Origin of the sequence: Pseudoroseomonas cervicalis, from assembly GCF_030818485.1 — a bacterium.
Classification (GTDB): Bacteria; Pseudomonadota; Alphaproteobacteria; order Acetobacterales; family Acetobacteraceae; genus Pseudoroseomonas; species Pseudoroseomonas cervicalis_A.
The window spans coordinates 1,690,469-1,711,551 of record NZ_JAUTAJ010000004.1 but is presented as its reverse complement, the minus strand read 5'-3'; the positions used below and the strand labels follow the sequence as shown (position 1 = coordinate 1,711,551).

General features: G+C 74.2%; 19 protein-coding genes and 1 pseudogene. 4 read left to right on the top strand and 16 right to left on the bottom strand.

The features are described 5' to 3' along the window. Positions 1-127: 127 nt before the first annotated feature. Together QE401_RS11875 and QE401_RS11870 are read right to left on the bottom strand one after the other, a co-directional pair. Entirely contained in the window at positions 128-799 is a 672-nt protein-coding gene (locus QE401_RS11875; protein WP_307138410.1) for a glutathione S-transferase family protein, read from the bottom strand. After that, positions 796-1,128 (bottom strand): DUF1491 family protein, encoded by a 333-nt coding sequence (locus tag QE401_RS11870; protein ID WP_307138409.1) that lies wholly within the window; start codon positions 1,126-1,128, stop codon positions 796-798. The genes QE401_RS11875 and QE401_RS11870 overlap by 4 nt, the downstream gene beginning before the upstream one ends. A 136-nt stretch (positions 1,129-1,264) precedes the next feature. Here QE401_RS11870 and QE401_RS11865 point away from each other — a divergent pair, with 136 nt between their 5' ends. After that, the gene (locus tag QE401_RS11865; protein ID WP_307138408.1) at positions 1,265-1,456 is read left to right on the top strand and encodes a hypothetical protein; all 192 of its coding nucleotides are present in this window, start codon (positions 1,265-1,267) and stop codon (positions 1,454-1,456) included. A gap of 48 nt (positions 1,457-1,504) precedes the next feature. Here QE401_RS11865 and QE401_RS11860 read toward each other — a convergent pair whose 3' ends face one another. After that, positions 1,505-2,548, bottom strand: a complete 1,044-nt coding sequence (locus tag QE401_RS11860) for a YeiH family protein (RefSeq protein WP_307138407.1) — start codon at positions 2,546-2,548, stop codon at positions 1,505-1,507. A gap of 112 nt (positions 2,549-2,660) precedes the next feature. On the opposite strand from QE401_RS11860, the gene QE401_RS11855 reads away from it, so the two are divergent. Then, entirely contained in the window at positions 2,661-3,551 is an 891-nt protein-coding gene (locus tag QE401_RS11855; protein WP_307138406.1) for a LysR family transcriptional regulator, read from the top strand. A gap of 40 nt (positions 3,552-3,591) precedes the next feature. Here the strand turns inward: QE401_RS11855 and QE401_RS11850 are convergent, their stop codons facing one another. From QE401_RS11850 to QE401_RS11810, 9 genes are all read right to left on the bottom strand, one after another. Further along, positions 3,592-3,915 (bottom strand): FtsB family cell division protein, encoded by a 324-nt coding sequence (locus QE401_RS11850; protein ID WP_307138405.1) that lies wholly within the window; start codon positions 3,913-3,915, stop codon positions 3,592-3,594. Positions 3,916-4,198: 283 nt separating this feature from the next. Then, positions 4,199-5,476, bottom strand: coding sequence for a phosphopyruvate hydratase (gene eno / locus QE401_RS11845; protein WP_307138404.1), 1,278 nt, complete (start codon positions 5,474-5,476; stop codon positions 4,199-4,201). A gap of 197 nt (positions 5,477-5,673) precedes the next feature. Further along, a complete protein-coding gene (locus tag QE401_RS11840; RefSeq protein WP_307138403.1) occupies positions 5,674-7,224 on the bottom strand; it encodes a diguanylate cyclase domain-containing protein in 1,551 nt (516 codons plus the stop codon). A 249-nt stretch (positions 7,225-7,473) separates the two neighbouring features. After that, positions 7,474-9,102, bottom strand: coding sequence for a CTP synthase (locus QE401_RS11835; protein WP_307138402.1), 1,629 nt, complete (start codon positions 9,100-9,102; stop codon positions 7,474-7,476). 148 nt (positions 9,103-9,250) lie between these two features. Continuing rightward, complete coding sequence (secG, locus tag QE401_RS11830; protein ID WP_307138401.1) at positions 9,251-9,655, bottom strand: preprotein translocase subunit SecG; 405 nt, start codon at positions 9,653-9,655, stop codon at positions 9,251-9,253. 91 nt (positions 9,656-9,746) lie between these two features. Further along, on the bottom strand, positions 9,747-10,994 hold the full coding sequence (locus QE401_RS11825; protein ID WP_307138400.1) for a sensor histidine kinase: 1,248 nt from the start codon (positions 10,992-10,994) through the stop codon (positions 9,747-9,749). A 184-nt stretch (positions 10,995-11,178) separates the two neighbouring features. Beyond that, the gene (locus tag QE401_RS11820) at positions 11,179-11,676 is read right to left on the bottom strand and encodes a CinA family protein (protein ID WP_307138399.1); all 498 of its coding nucleotides are present in this window, start codon (positions 11,674-11,676) and stop codon (positions 11,179-11,181) included. After that, positions 11,673-12,254 (bottom strand): phosphatidylglycerophosphatase A family protein, encoded by a 582-nt coding sequence (locus QE401_RS11815; protein WP_307138398.1) that lies wholly within the window; start codon positions 12,252-12,254, stop codon positions 11,673-11,675. The genes QE401_RS11820 and QE401_RS11815 overlap by 4 nt, the downstream gene beginning before the upstream one ends. Then, positions 12,254-14,338, bottom strand: coding sequence for a lytic transglycosylase domain-containing protein (locus tag QE401_RS11810; RefSeq protein ID WP_307138397.1), 2,085 nt, complete (start codon positions 14,336-14,338; stop codon positions 12,254-12,256). The genes QE401_RS11815 and QE401_RS11810 overlap by 1 nt, the downstream gene beginning before the upstream one ends. A 145-nt stretch (positions 14,339-14,483) precedes the next feature. Here QE401_RS11810 and dapA point away from each other — a divergent pair. Further along, positions 14,484-15,363 (top strand): annotated as a pseudogene (gene dapA / locus QE401_RS11805) (4-hydroxy-tetrahydrodipicolinate synthase). A 99-nt stretch (positions 15,364-15,462) separates the two neighbouring features. After that, positions 15,463-15,948, top strand: a complete 486-nt coding sequence (gene smpB, locus QE401_RS11800) for an SsrA-binding protein SmpB (RefSeq protein WP_307138396.1) — start codon at positions 15,463-15,465, stop codon at positions 15,946-15,948. A 10-nt stretch (positions 15,949-15,958) separates the two neighbouring features. Here the strand turns inward: smpB and QE401_RS11795 are convergent, their stop codons facing one another. From QE401_RS11795 to QE401_RS11780, 4 genes are all read right to left on the bottom strand, one after another. Then, entirely contained in the window at positions 15,959-16,864 is a 906-nt protein-coding gene (locus QE401_RS11795) for an alpha/beta hydrolase (RefSeq protein ID WP_307138395.1), read from the bottom strand. A 54-nt stretch (positions 16,865-16,918) separates the two neighbouring features. Beyond that, positions 16,919-17,338, bottom strand: coding sequence for a hypothetical protein (locus tag QE401_RS11790; protein ID WP_307138394.1), 420 nt, complete (start codon positions 17,336-17,338; stop codon positions 16,919-16,921). 35 nt (positions 17,339-17,373) lie between these two features. Beyond that, a complete protein-coding gene (locus QE401_RS11785) occupies positions 17,374-18,669 on the bottom strand; it encodes an AmpG family muropeptide MFS transporter (protein WP_307138393.1) in 1,296 nt (431 codons plus the stop codon). A 152-nt stretch (positions 18,670-18,821) separates the two neighbouring features. Next, positions 18,822-21,077, bottom strand: coding sequence for a sensor histidine kinase (locus tag QE401_RS11780; protein ID WP_307138392.1), 2,256 nt, complete (start codon positions 21,075-21,077; stop codon positions 18,822-18,824). Positions 21,078-21,083 lie beyond the last annotated feature (6 nt).

Here is a 21,083-nt window from a genome sequence, read left to right as displayed (position 1 = left end):
CCCGGGCCCCGCCAACTGACGGCGGGGTCCGGGGTGGCCCTGCCACCCCGGCGGGCGGGGTCTGGGGAGGGCAGAGCCCTCCCCAGGGTTAAGTATTTGTCTGGGGAGGGCAGAGCCCTCCCCAGCGTCACGCGTAGGCGTAAGGCCCGCCCTTCTCCAGCGCCCGGCGATAGGCCGGCCGCGCCTGGATGCGCTGCAGCCAGTCGGCGAGCTTCGGATAGGGCTGCAGGCCGAAGCGGGCGGCGGTGGCCTCCACCGGGAAGCTCATCTGCACATCGGCGGCGCTGAAGGCCTCGCCCGCGAACCAGCCGCGCTCCAGCGCGGACTCCATCAGCGCCAGATTGCCGGCCACCTGCGGCCCCAGGAAGCCCTTCTCCACCCCCTTGCCGATGGCGCGCCCGATGGGGCGCAGCAGGAAGGGCAGCTGGGAGGGCACACGGCGCAGCACCAGCGTCATCACCAAGGGCGGCATGGCCGAGCCCTCGGCGAAATGCAGCCAGTAGCGATAGTCGAGATGCGCCTGGCTGCCCGGGGCAGGCCGCAGGCCGCGCGTGTCATGCCGGTCCAGGATGTATTCCAGGATGGCGCCGGTCTCGGCCAAAGTGTGCGGCCCGTCCGTCACCACCGGCGCCTTGCCCAGCGGATGCACCTGCCGCAACTCCGGGGGCGCGCGCATGGTCTTGGGGTCGCGCTGGTAGAGCTTCAGCGCATAGGGCACCTCCAGCTCCTCCAGCAGCCACAGCACGCGCTGCGAGCGGGAATTGTTCAGGTGGTGGACGGTGAGGGAGGGCTCGGTCACAGGATCTTCGCCTCGAAGGGGGGGAGCAGGTCGGGGGCCTCGAATTCCAGCACCCAGAGATCGGGGTCGCGTTGCACTTGGCGGGCGACATAGGCCTCGGCCTCCGGCTCCGGCACCGGGGCGGCGCCGGTGCCGCGCATCCAGACCGGGCGGCCCTCGCCATCGCGCGCCTGGCTCAGCACCAGGCAGCCCTCCCGCCCGCGCAGCACGCAGAGGATGCCGCCCGAATCCGGGTCCCCCTTGCGCAGCACCATGCCGGGCCGGCCGGCGATGTCGGCCAGGCGCAGCGCCATCTGGGCCCAGAGCCCCGCCTTCACTTTCGCTTCCATGGCCCCAAGGTGACGCAGCGCGCGGCGCATGCAAGAGGCCAGCGAATGCCCCTTGCCGTGGGCGCCGCGGCGCGGCATCCACCCGGCGGGGCCCGAGGCGGGCCGAGAGGCGGAAGACATGGCGGAACAGGTTCGGATGAGCGAGGGCCAGCGGGCCTATGAGGCGAAGCGCGCGGCCAAGGCCGGCGTCAGCCTGGACAAGTGGCTGTCGATGAAGGCGCAGGAGCGCGACGCCCTGGCCGCCCAGGCCGCCCGCGCGGCCGAGCCGCCGAAGAAGCCCGGCTTCTTCGCCCGCCTGCTGGAACGCGCCCAGAAGCCCCTCGGCTAATTTCTGCCAGGGCCGGCCGCCGTTGGCGGCCGGCAACGGGCGCTGCCTTCAGCCGTGCAGGGCGATGACGCCCAGGCTGACCACCCCCAGCGCCAGCAGCGACAGCACCACGGTGGCGGTGACGCGCGGCCCGGCCTGGGCCACGCTGCGCAGATCCACCCCCAGCCCCAGCGCCGCCATGGCCAGCAGCGTCAGCGCCGAGGTGACGGCCGCCAGCGGCGGCAGCAGCGCCTCGGGCACCGCGCCGAGCGCGCGCAGCGCGGCCAGGCCCAGGAAGCCCAGGATGAACCAGGGCACCAGCCGCGCCAGGCCCGGCTTCTGCCCCGATTTGGCCCCGGCGGCGACGGTGAGCGCCAGCACCACCGGCCCCAGCATCAGCACCCGCACCAGCTTGACCAGTGTACCCACCTGCACCGCCAGCGCGCCGACCGGCGCGGTCGCCGCCAGCACCTGCGGCACGGCATAGACGGTCAGGCCCGCGAGGATGCCATACTGCACCTCCGACAGGCCGAGCAGCGGCACCAGCAGCGGCAGCGCCAGCACCACGCCGACGCCGAGCACCGCGGTGAAGGCAATGGCGGCGGCCACGTCGCGCGCCTGGGCGCCGATCACCGGCGCCACGGCGGCGATGGCGGAATTGCCGCAGATGGAATTGCCGCAGGCCACCAGCACCGCCATGCGCCTGGGCAGGCCCAGCAGCCGCCCCAGCCCGTAGCTGGCGACAATCGACAGCGCGACGACCAGCGCGATGGACAGGATCAGCACCGGCCCCGCCGCCATCAGCGCCGGCAGGCTGAGCGAGGCGCCCAGCAGCATCACCGCCACTTCCAGCAGCGTCTTGGCCGAATAGGCGATGCCGGCGCTGAACGCCTTGGGCGGGGTCCAGAGGCTGCGGATGGCGGTGCCGATCAGGATGGAGAGCACCAGCGCATCCACCCAGGCGCGGCCGAACAGCGCCTGCTCGGCCCGCAACAGCGCCGTGCCGGCCAGCGCCACCGCCGCGCAGAGCGCAATGCCCGGCGCCATGCCCATGAGCCAGGCGGAGAGGCGGCGGGGCAGGGGGAGCGGGGCGGGATCGGCGGTGGCGGACATGACAGAACCGTGACGTTGCGGCGCCACCATGCGCCGACGCGATTCATTCATCCAACGACTTGTTCTTGTCGTTCCATTCGGCAAAATCGATGAATTGGCCGAGGGCATGGGCATGACGCTGGAACAGCTGCGCATCTTCCTGGCGGTGGCGGAGCGCGAGCATGTCACCCGCGCCGCGACCGCGCTGCATCTGACGCAATCGGCGGTCAGCGCGGCGATCCGGGCGCTGGAGGCGCGGCATGGCATCGCCCTGTTCCACCGCGTCGGCCGGCGCATCGAGCTGACCGAGGAGGGCCGCATCTTCCGCGCCGAGGCGGCGGCCGTGCTGGCGCGGGCGGAGGCGGCGGAGCTGGTGCTGTCCGAGCTGGGCGGGACGCTGCGCGGCACGCTGCGGGTCCAGGCCAGCCAGACGGTGGCCAGCTACTGGCTGCCGCCGCTCCTGGTGCACTTCCAGCAGGCATGCCCCGGCGTGCAGGTGGAGGTCGGCGCCGGCAACACCACCAGCGTCGCCCAGGCGGTGCTGGACGGGGTGGCGGAGCTGGGTTTCGTCGAGGGCGAGGTGGAGGAGCCTTCCCTGTCGCAGACGCTGCTGGCGCGCGATCAGCTGGTGGTGGTGGTGGGCCCGCGCCATCCCTGGGCCAGGGCCGGCGAAGTGCCGCTGGCGCGGCTGGCGGAAAGCCCCTGGGTGATGCGCGAGGCCGGCTCCGGCACCCGTGCCGCCTTCGAGCTGCTGCTGGAGCGCGCCGGCCTGCCGCCGCGCGATCTGCGGGTGATCCTGGAGCTGCCCTCGAACGAGGCGGTGCTGGCGGCGGTGGAGGCAGATGGGGGCGCCACGGTGGTGTCGGAGCGCGCGGCGGGGCCGCATCTGGCGGCGGGGCTGCTGGTGCGGGCGGAGGTCACGCTGCCGCCGCGCAGCTTCAAGGCGCTGCGCCACCGGGAGCGCTATGCCAGCCGGGCCTCGCGCGCGCTGCTGGCCCTGGCGGCCGGGCTGCCGCCCGGCTGACCAGCGGCAGCCGGGGTGGCGCGGCGGCCGGGCCGGGTGGTCAGAACAGGCGCTGGTTCTGCCCGTAGGGGACCACCAGCTCGTCCTTGCCGACCATGTTCAGCAGGGCGCGGGCGCGTTCGTCGAGCTGGTCGCGGTCGATGCGGTCGCCGCGCAGGCCGGCGACCTTGCGTTCGATGGCGTCGCGCTCGGCCTCGGCCTCGGCCAGGGTGATGCGGGCGGCGGCGATCTCGGAGGCCTTGGCCTCGCGGGCGAGGGAGCCGACGCGCGGCCCGTGCACGGCGTACCAGGCGAAGTGCCAGATCAGGCCGGCGAAGACCAGCGGCAGCCACAGCACCTGAATCGCCCGCTTGATGGCCCGCATCCGATTCGTCCCGCCTCGAGTCAATCCATGACCGGTTAACGACAGGATGAACCTGAGGCGCAAGGGGAAGGCTGGAAAATCAGTGCATTCGCCGGCGGCGTTGCAGGGCGGACACGAACATAAGGTGTCCAGCGTCCCGCCTGGCCGGGTTCCCGCGGATGGCGGGGTCCGGGGTGGCCCTGCCACCCCGGCGGCAGGGGGTCTGGGGGAGGCGGAGCCTCCCCCAGAGTCAGATCCGAGTTCTGGGGGAGGCGGCGCCTCCCCCAGGATCCAGCTGGGCGCCTCAGCGCTTGAGGATGGTCCGCCCGGCGTAGCGCGCGGCCGGGCCGAGGCCCTGCTCGATGCGGATCAGCTGGTTGTACTTGGCCAGCCGGTCGGAGCGGGAGAGCGAGCCGGTCTTGATCTGCCCGCAATTGGTGGCGACGGCGAGGTCGGCGATGGTGCTGTCCTCGGTCTCGCCCGAGCGGTGCGACATCACCGCGGTGTAGCCGGCGCGGTGGGCCAGCTCGACGGCCTCCAGCGTCTCGGTCAGGGAGCCGATCTGGTTGACCTTCACCAGGATCGAGTTGGCGGTCTTGCGCTCGATGCCCTGGCGCAGCCGCTCGGGGTTGGTGACGAAGAGATCGTCGCCCACCAGCTGCACCTTGCCGCCCAGGCGGTCGGTCAGCGCCTTCCAGCCTTCCCAGTCATCCTCGGACATGCCGTCCTCGATCGAGATGATCGGGAACTTGCCGCAGAGGTCGGCCAGGTAGTCGACCATGCCGGCGGCGTCGAGCTTCTTGCCCTCGCCCTCCATGTCGTAGACGCCGTCCTTGAAGAACTCGGTGGAGGCGCAGTCGAGCGCCACCATGACGTCCTCGCCGAAGCGGTGGCCGGCCTTCTCGCACGCCTTCTCGATGAAGGAGAGGGCTTCCTCGGCGGACTTCAGATTGGGGGCGAAGCCGCCCTCATCGCCGACATTGGTGCTGTGGCCGGCATCGTGCAGGCCCTTCTTCAGCGCCTGGAAGATCTCGGCGCCGATGCGGGCGGCGTCGGCCGCGCTGCCGGCGGCGACCGGCATGATCATGAATTCCTGGATGTCGATCGGGTTGTCCGCGTGCTGGCCGCCATTGATGATGTTCATCATCGGCACCGGCAGGGTGCGGGCGAAGACGCCGCCGACATAGCGGTAGAGCGGCAGGCCGTAATGCTCGGCGGCCGCCTTGGCGGTGGCCAGCGACACGGCGAGGATGGCGTTGGCGCCGAGCCGGCCCTTGTTGGGGGTGCCGTCGAGCGCGATCATCGTCTCGTCGATCTTGACCTGCTCGGTGGCGTCCATGCCGGAGAGGGCGTCGAAGATCTCGCCCTCGACATTGGCGATGGCCTTCTGCACGCCCTTGCCGCCGAAGCGGGCCTTGTCGCCGTCGCGGAGTTCCACCGCCTCATGCGCGCCGGTCGAGGCGCCGGAGGGGACGGCGGCGCGGCCGATGGCGCCGCTGTCCAGGACGACATCGACCTCGACGGTGGGGTTGCCGCGCGAATCGAGGATCTCACGCGCGATGATGTCGGCGATGGCGGTCATTCCGGACTCCCCTGGGTGTGTCGGGAGCTCGCGGATAGGACGCCCCGCCGCCGAGGGCAAGCCCGGCCCGGGCCGGGGCGGCTGACGAAAGCGCAAGCGGGGCGGCCGGCGCGGATGAGCGGCGCCCGCGGGTGGACGATCCGGGCGCCCTGTCGCGCCCCGGCCTGCGGGATCGGGGCGGCTCAGGACAGGGCAGCTCAGGACAGGGCGGCGTCGGTGCTGCGCTTGGCGCGGTACATGCGGCCATCCGCCTGGCGCATCAGCGTCGCCGCGTCCTGGCCATCCTGCGGATAGAGGGCGGCGCCCAGGCTGGCGCCCACCTGCAGCTGGTGCGGGCCGTATTCCACCGGCTCGCCGATCGCCTCCACCAGGCGCTGGGCGACGCCGTTCCAGGCGGCGGGGCCGGGCAGGTCGGTCAGCAGCACGATGAATTCGTCGCCGCCGAGGCGGGCCACGGTGTCGCCCGGGCGCAGCGCCTGGCGCAGCCGGCGGGCCACCGCCTGCAGCACGGCATCGCCCGCGGCGTGGCCGAGGGAGTCGTTGATGACCTTGAAGCGGTCGAGGTCGAGGAAGAGCAGCGCCAGCCCGCCGCGGCGCGCGGCGGCGTGGCGCAGCGCGTCCTCCAGCAGCTGCTCCAGCTGCAGCCGGTTGGGCAGGCCGGTCAGCGAATCGTGGCGCGCCTGGTGCAGCAGCCGGTCGGCCAGCGCGCTGGCATGGCGGTAATGGCTGGCCAGGCTGTGCAGCAGCCAGAGCAGCGCCAGGTTCAGCGCCAGCCCGCCCAGCAGCACGGCCAGCGGCAAGGGCTGCAGCCAGGGCATGCCGGGCGGCCGGGTCAGCTCGACCCGCCAGAGGCGGCCGGCCAGTTCGAGATCCTGCTGCATGCGGCCGGCCTCCTCGGGCGGCGGCGGCAGGCTGGGGCGGCTGTCATAGAGCAGGCGCGGCACGCCATCGGGCTGCGGCAGGGCGCCGGTGTCCAGCACCCGCACGCGGTATTCGGCCAGCTGGTCCTGCAGCAGCGGGCCGAGCAGGTCGGTGGCGCGGAACACACCGCTGATCTGGCCGGCGAAGGCGGCGCGGCGCTGCTCGACGGTCCAGAGCGGCAGGCCGCGGCGATACAGGGCGTGGCGCACCACGAAGCCGGTCTGGCCCTGCAGCAATTCCAGCGGGGTGGAGGCCACGGCCTCGCCGCTGTCGCGGCTGCGCTCCATCACCCGCAGGCGGGAGGGCTCGGCGGCGGTGTCATGGCCGAAGGCGCTTTCATTGCCGGCCATCGGCTCGTTGTAGAGCACGGGCAGGTAGAAATCGCGCTCGCCGGGCGGGTGGATGGCGTAGTCGGGATAGCCGGAGGGGTCGAGGGTGGTGTCGCCGCGCACCCCGGCCTCGAAGCCGGCGCGCTCGGCGGGCAGGACCAGCGGCGCGTATTGCACGGCGATGACGCCGGGGAAGCGCTCGGCCAGGCGCAGCGCGCGGGCATGGCGGTGGAAATCGGCGCGGCTGACCTGGTCCGACACCTCGAACAGGGCGCGGAAGCCGGCCAGCACCTCCAGGGTGCGCAGCATGCGCTCGCCCACCATGCGGCGGGCATGCTGGGTGGATTCGACGAAATGGTGCTGCTGCTGGCGCCGCACGCCGAGGGTGGCGGTGTGCCAGAGCAGCAGGGTGGCGGAGAGGCCCAGCAGCAGCACGGCATGGGCGGCCCGGCGCAGCCAGCGGACACGATGGGACAGGGCCGGGGAGTCGGCAGACATGCGGCGCGGAATCCCATGGGGCAGGGCCGGGGCGGAGGCGCGCCCTGGCCTCGGGGTGCGGGCGCCGGGGTCATTATCCGATGCAAAGGTTAGGAAATGGTAAACGCCAGCCATCCCCGGCAAGGCGCCGGGCGGCGGGCGCCGGGGGCGGCGGCAGGGCCGCGCGCCGCCGGCGCCGGCATGAAAAAGGCCCGGATGGCAGCGCCGTCCGGGCCCGGTCACAAGGGGCGGGCCGCGGCCCGGCCCGGGTCAGACCAGCCGCGCCTGCTTCACCGCGGCGCCGACGAAGCCGGCGAACAGCGGATGCGGCTGGAAGGGCTTCGACTTCAGCTCCGGATGGTACTGCACGCCGATGAACCAGGGATGGTCGGGGTATTCGACGATCTCCGGCAGCAGCCCGTCCGGGGAGAGGCCGGAGAAGCGCAGCCCGGCCTCCTCCAGCCGCTCGCGATAGCCGATATTCACCTCGTAGCGGTGGCGGTGGCGCTCCTCGATCTGCGCCTGGCCATAGACCTTGCGCACCAGCGAGCCCTCGGCCAGCGCCGCCGGATAGGCGCCGAGCCGCATGGTGCCGCCGAGATCGCCCTCGGCATGGCGCTTCTCGCGCTCATTGCCGCGCAGCCACTCGGTCAGCAGGCCGACCACCGGCTCCTCGCAGGGGCCGAATTCGGTGGAGGAGGCGCCCTCGATGCCGACCAGGTTCCGCGCCGCCTCGATCACCGCCATCTGCATGCCGAAGCAGATGCCGAGGAAGGGGATCTTGCGCTCGCGGGCGAAGCGCACCGCCTCGATCTTGCCCTCGGCGCCGCGCTCGCCGAAGCCGCCGGGGACCAGGATGCCATGCACCCCCTCCAGCCGCTCCACCGCGTTGGGCGTCTCGAAGACCTGGCTGTCCACCCAGTCCAGCCTGACCTTCACGCCGTGCTGGATGCCGCCATGCGCCAGCGCCTCGGCCAGCGACTTATAGGCGTCGAGCAGGGTGATGTACTTGCCGACGACGGCGATCTTCACCTCGCCCTCGGGGTTCTCCAGCCGGCCGACGATGCGCTTCCAGTTGGACAGGTCCGGCTCGCCATAGATCGACAGGCCGAAATGGCGCAGCACCTCGCGGTCCAGGCCTTCCTGGTGGTACTGCAGCGGCACGGCATAGATGCTCGACGCGTCCAGCGCCGGGATCACGCTCTCGGGGCGCACATTGCAGAACAGCGCGATCTTGCGGCGCTCATTCTCCGGGATGGGCCGGTCGCAGCGGCAGAGCAGGATCTGCGGCTGGATGCCGAGGCCCAGCAGCTCCTTCACCGAATGCTGCGTCGGCTTGGTCTTCAGCTCGCCGGCGGAGGGGATGTAGGGCACCAGGGTCAGGTGCATGAACAGGCTGCGCTGCGGGCCCAGCTCGTTGTGCAGCTGGCGCAGCGCCTCCAGGAAGGGCAGGGACTCGATGTCGCCCACCGTGCCGCCCACCTCGACCAGGACGAAGTCCAGCCCCTCGGTATCGGCCGTGGCGGCGTCCTTGATGGCGTCGGTGATGTGCGGGATCACCTGCACGGTGCCGCCCAGATAGTCGCCGCGCCGCTCCTTGGCGATCACATCGGCATAGATGCGGCCGGAGGTGAAGCTGTCCCCCTTGGTCGCGTGCACGCCGGTGAAGCGCTCGTAATGGCCGAGATCGAGATCGGCCTCCGCGCCATCGTCGGTGACGAAGACCTCGCCATGCTGATACGGGCTCATCGTGCCCGGATCGACGTTGAGATAGGGGTCGAGCTTGCGAATGCGGACCTTGTAGCCCCGCGCCTGCAGGAGCGCGCCGAGGCTTGCCGCCGCGATGCCCTTGCCGAGAGAGGAAACCACGCCGCCGGTGATGAATACGAACCGCGTCATGGGCGTCCTTTCTAACGCGCGCCACCGGCCACGAAAAGAACATGGCACGGCAAGGCTGCTGATTGCCGGAAGCGGGGGTCGCGGCTTGCCACCCCCCATAAAAGGCTCGGGCGCCTGGGCTTCCGCCCGGCGCCCGATTCGGGGACCGTCAGTTGGTGGGCACCGAGGCCGGCGGCGGCGCCGCGGGCTGGGAGGGCGCGGGGGCGGTGCCGCCCGTGCCACCGGGGGTGGTGCCGGGCGCCGGCGCGGCGGGCGCGCCGCCCGGGCTGGCCGGCGCCGTGCTGGCCGGCGGCGGCGGCACATCCAGGATCGAGCCGCGATGCGACTGGCCGCGGCCGAGCAGCGCCATGGCCAGGGCCAGGCCCATGAACAGGGTGGCCAGGATGGCGGTGGTGCGGGTCAGCAGATTGGCCGTGCCCCGCCCGGTCATGAAGGACCCCATCCCCTGGGAGGAGCCGATACCCAGGCCGCCGCCCTCGCTGCGCTGCAGCAGGACCACGCCGATCAGCGCGAGGGTGACGAACAGATGCAGGACGAGCAGGACGGTCATCATGGCGCAGCGCTCTTAGCCGCCTTCCTCGCCCCGCGCCAGTTCTCTTTCGGCGGCAGCGCCACCCTGGCCGTTGCGGCGGCCCGGCGCCGGCTCAGCCCGCCGCCCTTTCGGCCGCATCCGGGTTCACCGGCCAGGGGAAGACCAGCTCGAAACGCTGGCCGCCCTCCGGCGCCGCCTCCCAGCGCGGCAGGCCGCCCAGCCGCTCGCCCAGGCTGCGGATCAGCTGCAGCCCGAGTCTGCCGCCCTGCGCCGGGTCCAGCCCGGGCGGCAGGCCCGGACCGCCATCGCCGACGCGCAGCCGCAGCGACTGGGGGCCGGGCGCCTCGCCCAGGGTGACGCATTCGACGGTGACGGTGCCGCCGCCATGCTTGGCCGCGTTGGTCACCAGCTCGGTGACGATCAGGCCGAGCGTCACCGCCTCGTCGGCCGGGCATTCGATGCCCTCCAGCAGCAGCGCCAGGCCGCGGCCGGATTCGGCCAGGCCGCAGCTGCGCTCTAGCTCCTCGCACAGCCCGCTCAGATACTCGCCGAGATCGACCACGCCGATGCGCCGGCTGCGGTGCAGCCGGTCATGCACCCGGGCGATGCTGGCCACCCGCCGCGCCGCATCCTCGAGCGCGGCGCGCCCCGCCTCGGGCGCCGTCATGCGCGCCTGCAGCGAGAGCAGCGAGCGGGTGATGGTCAGGCTGTTCTTCACCCGGTGCTCGATCTCCTGCATCAGCAGGTCCTTCTCCCGCAGCAGCGCGTCGCGGGCGGCCAGCGCCGCCTCCGCCTCGCGCGCCCGGGCCTCGGCCAGCGCGGTCAGCTCGCGCAGCGCCGCCTGGGACAGTTCGCGATCCACCGCGACGCCCAGCGTGTTGGCCAGCGCCTGGAGGAAATTGATGTCGTCGGCGGTGAAATCCCCCTCGTCGCGGCTGTCCACCTCCAGCACGCCGAAGGGCTCGGCCTCGCCGCGGATGATGACGTTGATGGCGCGGCGCACCCCGTGCTCGGCCATCAGCGCCGGCGTGCGGAAGCGCGCCTCCGCCGCCAGGTGGTTGGAGATGACCGGCCGGCCGGTGCGGAAGGCGAAGCCGGCCGGGCTTTCGGTGTCGCCGCCGATCAGCACATGGCCGACGCAGCCCTGCCGCCAGCCGAGGCCGGCGCGCAGCAGGAAGCTGCCTTCCTCCGCGCGGTATTCCAGCACCTTGCTGAACGCGCTGGACAGCCCCTCGGCGGCGAGGCGGGCGGCCTGGTCGAGCAGCGGTTGCAGCCCTTCGCGCCGCAGCGCGGCCAGGCCAAGTTCGGCGATCAGCGCCTGCTGGCGCAGGCGAAGGGTCAGTTGGGCGTTCGTGTCCATGCGCACCGGAAGCGCCGGCCAGGGCGGAAAGGGGAAAGCGCCGGCCCCCCTTCATAGGGCGGAGGCCGGGCTGGACCCAAACGGTTTCGGCGTGAGCGGTTCCGGCCCCCTCCGCCGGCCCCTCCACGGATCCCTTCCACTGGCCTCGTTTGCCGGGCCCGGTGACCCGGCCGGGCGCCGCCGCTCAGGCCCCGGCCTGGCGCGCCACCAGGGCCAGGGCGCAGAGCAGGCTGGCCCGGCGCACCGCCGCGCGGTCGCCGGGGAAGATCTCGTGATGCAGCAGCACGGGCAGGCCGGCCCCGGCGACGGCCAGATGCACCAGGCCCACCGGCTTCCCGGCCGTGGCGCCGCCCGGCCCGGCGATGCCGGTGATCGACACGGCCAGATCGGCGCCGGAATCGCGCAGCGCGCCCTCGGCCATGGCGCGCGCCACCTCGGCGCTGACCGCGCCATGCCGCTCGAGCAGCGCCCGCGGCACGTCCAGCATGCGCAGCTTGGCCTCGTTGGAATAGGTGACATAGCCGGCCAGCAGCGTCGCCGAGGAGCCGGCATGCGCGGTCAGCGCCGCGCTGACCAGCCCGCCGGTGCAGCTCTCGGCGGTGGCCAGCGTCATGCCGCGCTCCTGCAGCGCCCGCAGCAGCGCGGCGGAGCGGTCCAGCACGGTGTCGTCGAGCAGGCTCATGGCAGCATCCCCGCGAAGCGCAGCGCCAGGATCACCGCGGCGGCGAGCGCGCCGGCGATGACATCGTCCAGCATCACCCCGGCGGCGCCCTTGCGGCGATCGGCCCAGCCCACCGGGCCGGGCTTGGTGATGTCGAACAGGCGGAACAGCAGGAAGGCGAGCGCGATGCCGGCGGCGATGCCCTGCGGCGTCGCCGCCGCCGCCAGCTCCGGCGCCATGCCGAGGCCGAGGGCGGCCAGCGCCAGGCTCTGCCCCGCGCCCTCGTCGATCACCACCCAGGAGGGGTCCTGCCGCGCCTCGGGCAGCCGCGCCAGTGCCCAGAAGCCCAGGGCCGTCAGCAGCCCGGCCAGCGCCAGGCAGGCCATCGGGCCGAGAAGGGCCACCGGCAGCACCAGCGCGCTGCCCCAGGTGCCGGGGGCGGGACGCAGGAAACCGACACCGCCCAGGCTGGCCAGCAACCGCGGCAGGCCGGCGGCGGCGAGGGCCGGGCCCGGCGCCAGCGGCAGGGCGGCCGCCGGCGCGGCGGGGGCCAGCGCCTCGGCGGGCTCGGCCGGGGCGGGCAGGGGGGTGTCGCGCATCAGCGCACCGCCCCCCCCACGGTGCCCACCGGCAGCCAGGGCTTCAGCGGATGGTCGAGCCCGCCCTGGCCGGAGAGCGCCCGGTAGACCACCGCATTCTCCACCACGCGCTGGGCATAGTTGCGGGTCTCGGTGAAGGGGATCTGCTCCATCCAGTCGATCATGTCGGCGCCGCCGGCCTCGCCCGGCACGCGCGGATCGCCATAGGTCACCAGCCACTCATCGACCCGGCGCGGCCCGGCATTGTAGGCCGCCGCGGCCATGGCGAGATTGCCGAAGCGCGCCAGCTGGTCGCCCAGATAGCGCGCGCCGAGGCGCATATTGTGCTCCGGCTGGCTGGTCAGCCACCCGAGCTGGTGCGGGATGCCGAGCTGCCGCGCCACCAGCGTGGCGGTGGAGGGCAGCAGCTGCATCAGCCCGCGCGCATTGGCCGACGACACGGCGGCGGGGTCGAAATTGCTCTCCTGCCGCGTCACCGCATAGGCGAAGGCGGGCTCCACCTCGGCGCCCTCGGGCAGGGTGTAGGGGGCCGGGTAGCCCTCGGGCAGCATCATCACCCCGTCGATGCCGCCGCGCCGCGCCACCCACACCGCATGGTCGGGCCGGCCGATCGCATGCGCCAGCCGCGCCGTCAGCACCTGCTCGGCCGGCGTCGCCGAGATCTCCTCCAGCCGCAGCAGGAAGGCGCGCGCCCGGCCGGTATCGCCGAGATCGGCCAGCGTCAGCACCGCCCGCGCCAGCTCCTTGTCGAGGAAGGCCGAGGCCGCCTCGGCGCTGGGCTGCGGCGGGCGGGTCGACAGGATGCGCTGCGCCAGCTGTGGCGCGCTCTCGCCGAGCGCGAGGGCGGCGAGCTGGCCGTAGAAGGCGTTGGGGAAGCCGGCGGCGGCGCTGAAATGCGCGCGCGCCTCCTCCGCCCGCCCCTGGCCGGCGGCGGCGCGGCCGCGCCAGTAATGCGCCCGCGCCTGGGTGATGATGCTGGAGCTGCCCTCGCCCAGCCGGGCGAAATGCCGCGCCGCGCGCGGGGCGTCGCTCAGCCGCCGCAGCGCGATGAAGCCGGCCCAGAACTCGGCCTCGTGCAGCCCCTCGCCCTCGGTCTGGCCATGCGCGGCGGCGGTGCGATAGGCATTGTCGGTGTCGCCGAGCCGCAGCAGCTTGCGCGACAGCAGCTGCCGCTCGGCCCAGATGGCGCGCGCCGCCTCGGGCGAGAGGTCGCGCTGCAGCGGCTCGGCGCGCTGCCACACCGCCGCCGCCTCGCGGTCGCGCTCCTGCCGGCGCAGGAAGCGCGCCAGCTCCATCGCAAGGCCCAGATCCTGCGCGGCGCGCGGCGTGGCGCCGGCCTCGGCGCCCGGCTGGTCGCCGGCCAGCGCCAGGCGCAGCTCGGCATTCAGCCGCGCCTCGGGCGGCAGCAGCGGCAGCATGCGGGCGGCGGCCGGGCCCTGCCGGGTCCAGGCCAGCCGCTCGAAGCGGGCGCGATGGTCCTCGGCGGTCAGGACAGTGGCGAAGGCGGCCAGATAGGTGGGTTCGGACACCGGGTCGGCCCCGGCCTCGCGCCAGCCCTCACGCGCGGCGCGGGCGGCGCCGGCGGTGTCGCCCTGGCGGGCCAGCGCCTCGGCCAGCAGGCGGCGGGCCGGCAGGCCGCGCGGCGGGGTGCGGGCGAACAGCCGCAGCACCAGCGCGTCATCGGCCAGCACCGGCAGCGCCTCCTCGCCACGCAGCGTCAGCGTGGTCGGCAGCGGCCAGTCGGGATTGGCGGTGGTGAAGGCGGCGACCTCCTCCGCCGTCGCCTGGCCGCGCACCTGCAGCCTCGCCCAGGTCACCAGCTTGGCGGCCAGCGGATCGGCGCCCTGGCGGGCGATCAGCTCCGCCTCGCTCCAGCGGCCGGCCTGCAGCGCCACCATGGCGGCGCGGCCCTGGGCGCGCGCCGTGTCGCTGGCCCAGGGCTGGGCGGCGGCGGGCCGCGGGACAAGCAGGGTGGCGGTCGCCAGGGTCAGCACCAGGGCGGTGGCGAGGCCGGGCAGGGCAGGGCGGAAGCGCCGGGGGCGGGGGCCGGCGGCATGGCGGGGCGGAAGCGGGGCGGCGCACATGGCGCCGGACCCTATCCGATCATCGCCCTCCTGTCCTGCCCGAACCGCGCCTCCGCGCCCCCTCTCCCTTGTGCCGGAAGGGCCGGGCGCCTAGCTTCCGCCCTCCATCCCCGCTTGCCCGTTTCCCGAAGGAAGGTTGCGTCCCATGTTCAAGGGCTCCCTTGTCGCGCTGATCACGCCGCTGGCCGAGGATGGTGCTCTGGACCCGAAAGCCTTCCAGGATTTCGTGGCCTGGCAGATCGCCGAGGGCACCAACGGCCTGGTCCCGGTCGGCACCACCGGCGAAAGCCCGACCCTGTCGCATGCCGAGCACCACCGGGTGGTGGAGCTCTGCGTCGAGGCCGCCGGCGGCCGCGTGCCGGTCATCGCCGGCGCCGGCTCGAACAGCACGGCGGAAGCCATCGAGCTGACCCGCCACGCCAAGGCGGCCGGCGCCGATGCGGCGCTGGTGGTCACGCCCTACTACAACAAGCCGACCCAGGAAGGGCTGTATCTGCACTTCATGGCCATCGCCGATGCCGTGGATCTGCCGATCATCATCTACAACATCCCGCCCCGCAGCGTGATCGACATGTCGGTCGAGACCATGGCGCGGCTGGCCAGGCACCCGAACATCGTCGGCGTGAAGGATGCGACGGCCAACCTGACCCGGCCGCTGCACACCCGCCTCGCCTGCGGCACCGAATTCTGCCAGCTCTCGGGCGAGGACCCACACCGCGCTCGCCTTCCGCGCCGCCGGCGGGGTGGGCTGCATCAGCGTCACCGCCAATGTCGCGCCGCGCCTCTGCGCCGAGATGCACGCGGCCTGGGAGGCCGGCAACATCGAGGAGGCCATGGCCATCCAGGACCGGCTGACGCCGCTGCATGACGCCATGTTCTGCGAGACCTCGCCGGGCCCGGTGAAATACGCGGCCAGCCTGCTTGGCAAGTCGAGCGCCTTCTGCCGCCTGCCGATGGCGCCGATCGCCGAGGCCTCGCGCAACCGGGTCAAGGCGGCGATGTTGACCGCCGGCCTGCTGAACTGAACCGACTGAACTGAGAGCGAGGCCAGGAGGGGCGCCGCCCCGCCTGGGCCTCCCCGCCAGGGGGACAGGGTCCCCCTGGACCCGCCTTGAGAGGGTATGATGGCCGAGCCCCGGAAGAAGCCGCTGATCTCGCACGGCACCGCCGCGCAGAACCGCAAGGCGCGCTTCGACTACAAGATCACCGAGACCTTCGAGGCCGGGCTGGTGCTGCTGGGGCCGGAGGTGAAGTCGCTGCGCGCCGGCCGCGCCGCCCTGGCCGATGCCTGGGCCGGCGAGCGCGATGGCGAGATCTGGCTGTTCAACAGCTACATCCCCGAATGGCAGGCCGGCAGCTTCATGGCGAAGTTCGAGCCGCGCCGGCCGCGCAAGCTGCTGCTGAAGAAGAAGCAGGTCGAGAGCCTGACCGGCGCCGTGGCGCGCGAGGGCATCACCCTGGTGCCGCTCGAGATCCTGTTCAACGACCGCGGCATCGCCAAGGTCGTGCTTGGCCTCGGCGAGGGCAAGAACAAGGCCGACAAGCGCCACGCCATCGCCGCGCGCGACTGGCAGCGCGACAAGGCCCGGCTGATGCGCGAGAAGGGCTGAGGCCCTCGCTTCAGGCGCTGCCATAGAGGTAGCGCAGCCCGGCGCGCAGCGCCGGGCCCACCACCGAGCCATGGCTCTCCCCCTCGAACAGGCGGAACTCCACCTGCGGCGCGGCGGCGCCGAGGCCGGCCAGCGCCTCGGTCATCGCCCGCGCCCGGCTGACCATGCGGCTCTGCCGCACCCGCTCCCGCCGCTCCGGCGAGACCATCGGTGAATCCAGCGCCGGCTCCTCCTCCGACCCGGCGGTGATCAGCAGGCGGCGCCGCGCCGTGCCGGGCGGCGGCGCGGCCAGGAAAGCATGCGCCGTCTCCAGCAGCGCGCCCTGCTGCCAGCCGATCGAGGGGCTGGCAGCGATGCCGCCCCACAGCCAGTCGGGCCGGGTGAAGAAGGCGTGCAGCAGGCAGAGCCCGCCATAGGAATGGCCGAACATCGCCAGCCGCTCCGGGTTCAGCGGATGGTGGCGGGCCAGCTCCGGCTGCAGTTCCTGGCGCAGGAACTCCAGGAAGGGCTCGGCGCCGCCGAACCCCTCCGGCGCGCCGGCGGCGGGCGGGGTGTAGTCGCGGTCGCGCCCGCCCGGGTCGAGCGGCGCCGCCGCCGGATAGCCGAGCCCGACCAGCAGCGCCGGCCGCAGCGCCGCGCCCGGCCGGCGCATGGCGGTGACCGCCATGGGGAAGCTGGCCTCGCCATCCAGCAGGTAGAGCAGCGGCCAGCCGGTGGCGGGCGGCGGCCCCTCCGGCCAGGCCAGCAGGATGCGGTGGCGCGCCTCGGGCTGGCGCGGCGTGCGGGCGATCCAGCTGGCGCTGCGCGGCAGGCCGGGCAGCGGAAGCGCCCCCGGCGGCGCCGGCAGGTCACGGGCCAGGGCGCGGCGGCCCGGCAACAGCAGCAGGGGGGCGGCCAGCCAGGCGCGGCGTCGCATGCGGGGGCTCCGGTCGGGGGCACCCCCGGCGGGGGCGCCGGGTTGGGTCTGGCCCTACTGGCCGTGGCTGCCGCGCAGCTCGGCCAGGATGCGGCGCAGCTCGGCATGGGCGGCGGCGACGTCGCGGCGCAGCAGGAAGCCGCGCAGCTTCGCATGCGCCTCCGGCGCCTCCGCCCCGCCCTCGGCCAGCGCCGTGGCGGAGAGGAGAAAACCCTGCATCGCCTCGGGCGAGGGGGTGGCGCCCTTGGCCCCGGCCTCGTCGATCCGCACCATCAGGTCGCTGAAGCCGCGCAGCCAGGCGAAGTCCGGGTCGTGCATCACCGCCTGCAGCAGGGCGTAGGGGTTCTGCGCCGCCGGATGGCCGACGGCCTGGGCGTTCAGCAGGGCACGGTGCAGCCCGGCCAGGCCGGCGGCCAGGCGGCGATGCGGCGCCTGGGGCAGGGGGGCGCGGCGCGGGGCGGGGGTGGCGGTCATGCGGTCACTTTCTTGCAGTCTGGCCGGGTCCGCCTCTAGCCCGGTCCGGGCTCGATGGCGGCGGGTTCCGGCTGGGCGCGCGGCGGGGGCGGCAGGCGGATCAGCAGATAGATCATGATCCCCATGGCCGGCAGCGCGGCGGCGGTGGTCAGCAGGAAGAAATCGGGCCAGCCCAGCGCCTCGGCCAGCAGGCCGGAGCCGCCGCCGATGGTGCGCAGCGGCACCGCCGCCAGCGAGGAGAGCAGCGCATATTGCGTTGCCGTGAAGGCCCGGCTGGTCAGGCTGGACAGATAGGTCACGAAGGCGGCGTCCGCCAGACCATCGGTGAAGTTCTCGATGCCGACCTGGGCCCAGAGCATCGGCATGTCGTGCCCGGCATGGGCCAGCGCCACATACATCAGGTTGGACAGCATCTGGCCGAGCCCGGTCAGCACCAGCGCGCGGGCGGTGCCGATGCGCACCACCAGCCAGCCCCCGGCCAGCGCGCCGAGCAGCGTGGCGAACAGGCCGAAGACACTGCCGACGGCGGCGACCTCCGTCCGGCTGAAGCCGAGATCGCGGTAGAAGGGCGCGACCATGACGCCCGCCATCGCCTCGCCCAGCTTGAACAGCGCGATGAACAGCAGGATGGCGACCCAGTGCTTGCGCCGCACGAAATCGGCGAAGGGGTCGACCACCGCGGCGCGCAGCCGCGCCGACCAGCCGAGCGCCGGGCGCGGCGCCGCCTCCGGCTCCGGCCCCAGCCAGACGGCCAGGAAGCCGATGCCGACCAGCGCCGCGCAATAGGCGAAGGCGACGCTCCAGCCGGCGAATTCGGCGACGGTCAGCGCCCCGGCATTGGAGGCCAGCAGCGCCCCGCGATAGCCCCAGACATAATAGGCGAGGCCGAGGCCCTGCTGCCGCTCCTCCAGGAACTCGATGCGGTAGGCATCGACGACGATGTCCTGGCTGGCCGAGAGGAAGGCGACCAGCACGGCCACCGCCACGGTCAGCTCCGGCGCCACCGCCGGGTTGGTCAGGCCGAGGCCGAGGATGGACAGCGCCAGCACCGGCTGGATGCTGGCCAGCCAGCCGCGCCGCCTGCCCCAGGAGCGGAAGAAGGGCGGCGGCGCGTGGTCGATCAGCGGCGACCAGAGGAATTTCAGCGAATAGGACAGGCCGATCAGCGCCGTGAAGCCGATGGCGGCGAGCGAGATGCCGGATTCCGACATCCATTGCCGCAGCACGAAGGCGGTGAGCGGCAGCGGCACCCCGGCGGAGAAGCCGAGGGCCAGCATGATCAGGAATCGCCGGTCTCGCATCGGCGAGCCGGGGGCGGGGAGGAGGCGCATGGGGCGCCACCCTGACACGCGGCGGGGCGGTTTTGAACCGGCCGCCGCGCGCGGTTTTCTGACCGTCCGGTCATGCGCGGCAGGCGGGCCCGCCGGGTGCTGCTGGGTTCCGAGGGCCGGCTTGCTGCCGCCCGGTCGTCGGCCGGGGGCCTTCAGCCGGCCGGGGAGGGTGGCGGGAAGGCGCCGAAGCCGCCGGCCGGATGCGCCGCCGTGCCCGGCTGCGCCACGCCCGTCGCCAGGCCCTGGGCGGGGCTTGCGGGGGCGAAGCCGTCGCGGCGCAGCGTGTCGTCCGGGCCGGGGGTGGCGGCGCGCGGCGGCACCACGCTGCGGCGGGGCAGGCTCAGCGCCAGGCTCAGCCCTTCCGGCCGCCATTCGGCGCGCAGCCGGCCGCCCAGCTGCCGCTCCGCCAGCTGGCGGATCAGCCGGCTGCCGAACTGGCCGCGCGGCGGGGCGGTCTGCAGGGCGGGGCCGCCCTGCTCGCGCCAATGCAGCCGCAGCGCGCCATCGGCGGCCAGTTCCCAGTGCAGCAGCACATGGCCTTCCTGCCGGCTCAGCGCGCCATGGCGGCGGGCATTGGTGGCGAGCTCATGCAGCAGCATGGCCAGGGGCTGCACCGCCACCGCGTCCAGCAGCACGGCCGGCCCCTCCAGCGGGATGCGGCCGGGCAGCGCGTCCGGCGCGGCGGCGGCGAATTCGCCCAGCGCCAGCTCGCGCAGCGGCGCGCCTTCCCAGGCGCGCTCGGCCAGCAGCGCATGGGCGCGCGCCATGGCGGCCAGCCTGCCCTCGGCGGTGGCGGCGAAATGCTCGGGCGGCACGTCGCGCGGCGCCAGCCGCACCAGGGAGAGGGCGACGGCCAGCGCGTTCTTGGCGCGGTGGTCCACCTCGCGCATCAGCAGCACCTGGCGCGCCTCGCTGTCGCGCTTGGCGGCGGCGCGCTGGCGCAGCGTCTCGGCCACCTGGGCCAGGCTGGCGCGGGCCTCGGCCACCTCGCGCACCAGGGCCGGCGGGCGCGGCGGCGGCGGCGCCTCGGACAGGGCGACGCTGGCGGCGTCGCGGCCGAGGCCGCGGATCTCCGCCCCCAGCAGCCGGCCGATGCGCAGCGCCAGCAGCGCGGCCAGGGCCAGCGCCGCCGCCCCGGCGGCACCGGCCAGGCCCAGGGCCCGCCATTGCGGCCCGTCCACCTCGCTCTGCGGCGCGGCGTAGAGCACGCTCCAGGGCACGCCGGCCAGGCGGCGCAGCGCCGCATAGGCCTGGCCGCCGGCCTCGTCCGGCAGGGTCAGCAGGGCGCTGGAGAGCGGCCCGGCCTGGAAGGCGCCGACCGCCGCCGGCAGGGTCTCGGCCAGCAGCGGCTCCGCCGCGCCGGCGCCGATCAGCCCGGCGGCATTGCCGGTGGAGCGGGCGACGGGATGGCCGACGCGGTCCACCACCATCGCCTCCCAGCCGGCGGGCGGCTGGTGTTCCTGCAGGATGGCGGCGATGCGCTCCGGCCCCAGCGTGCCGACCAGCAGGCCGATGGTGCGGCCCTCGCGCTGCAGCGGCAGGGTGATGGCGAAGCGCCAATGCGGGTCGAGCGGCGTCTGGAACAGGTCGGTGATGCGCGGCAGCGGGCTGCGCAGCGCCTCGATCCAGGGCGCGATGGGGTCGGGGATGCTGCCATCGGCGCGCGGCGCGAAGCGCAGGGCGGGCGGCCGGCTGGGCTGCGCGCCGGGCGGGCTCACCGTGCTCAGCAGCAGGCGCGGCGGCTGGCCGGCCTCCTCGGCCGAGACCACGGTCAGCGAGCGCAAGCCGGTGGCGGGGCGGCGCAGCAGGGCGCTGGCCTGGGCGTGCAGCGCCGCGAATTCCTCGGCGCCGATCGTGCCGGCGAGCAGCGGGTCCAGCCCGGGCATGCCGCCCAGCACCTCCAGCGCCGCGATGCCGGCGCGCAGCTCCCGGTCGACCGCCAGCTGCAGCGCATGGGCGGTGTGCTGCAGGCCGCGCAGCACCTCGGCCCGCTGCTCCCGCGCGGTCCACAGCGCGAGCGCCCCGGCCAGCACCGCCAGCGGCAGGGCCAGGGCGAGCGCCAGGCGCAGCAGATGGGTGCGGAAGCCAAACCCGGCGAGGCGCAGGGGCGGGGCGCCCTCCTGGCCCGCGAGCGCCGGGTTGGGCAGCGCCTGGGCGGGCAGCGCCTGGTCGGGCAGCGCCTGGCCGGGAAGTGGCTGTCCGGTGGGCGGCTGGCCGGCAAGTGGCGGGCCGGAAATGGTCGGGTTGGGAAGGGCCGGGCTGCCGGCCAGGCTGCTGGCCAGCCCGGCGGTGAAGCCGGTGCCCAGCGCCTCGCCGGGCCGCAGCAGCCCCTCGGCGCCGCGCGGGCCGGGGCGGGGCGCCGGGGCGGCCGGCAGGCTGCCGGCCGTCCGGTCCTGCGGCGGCGCCATGGCCGG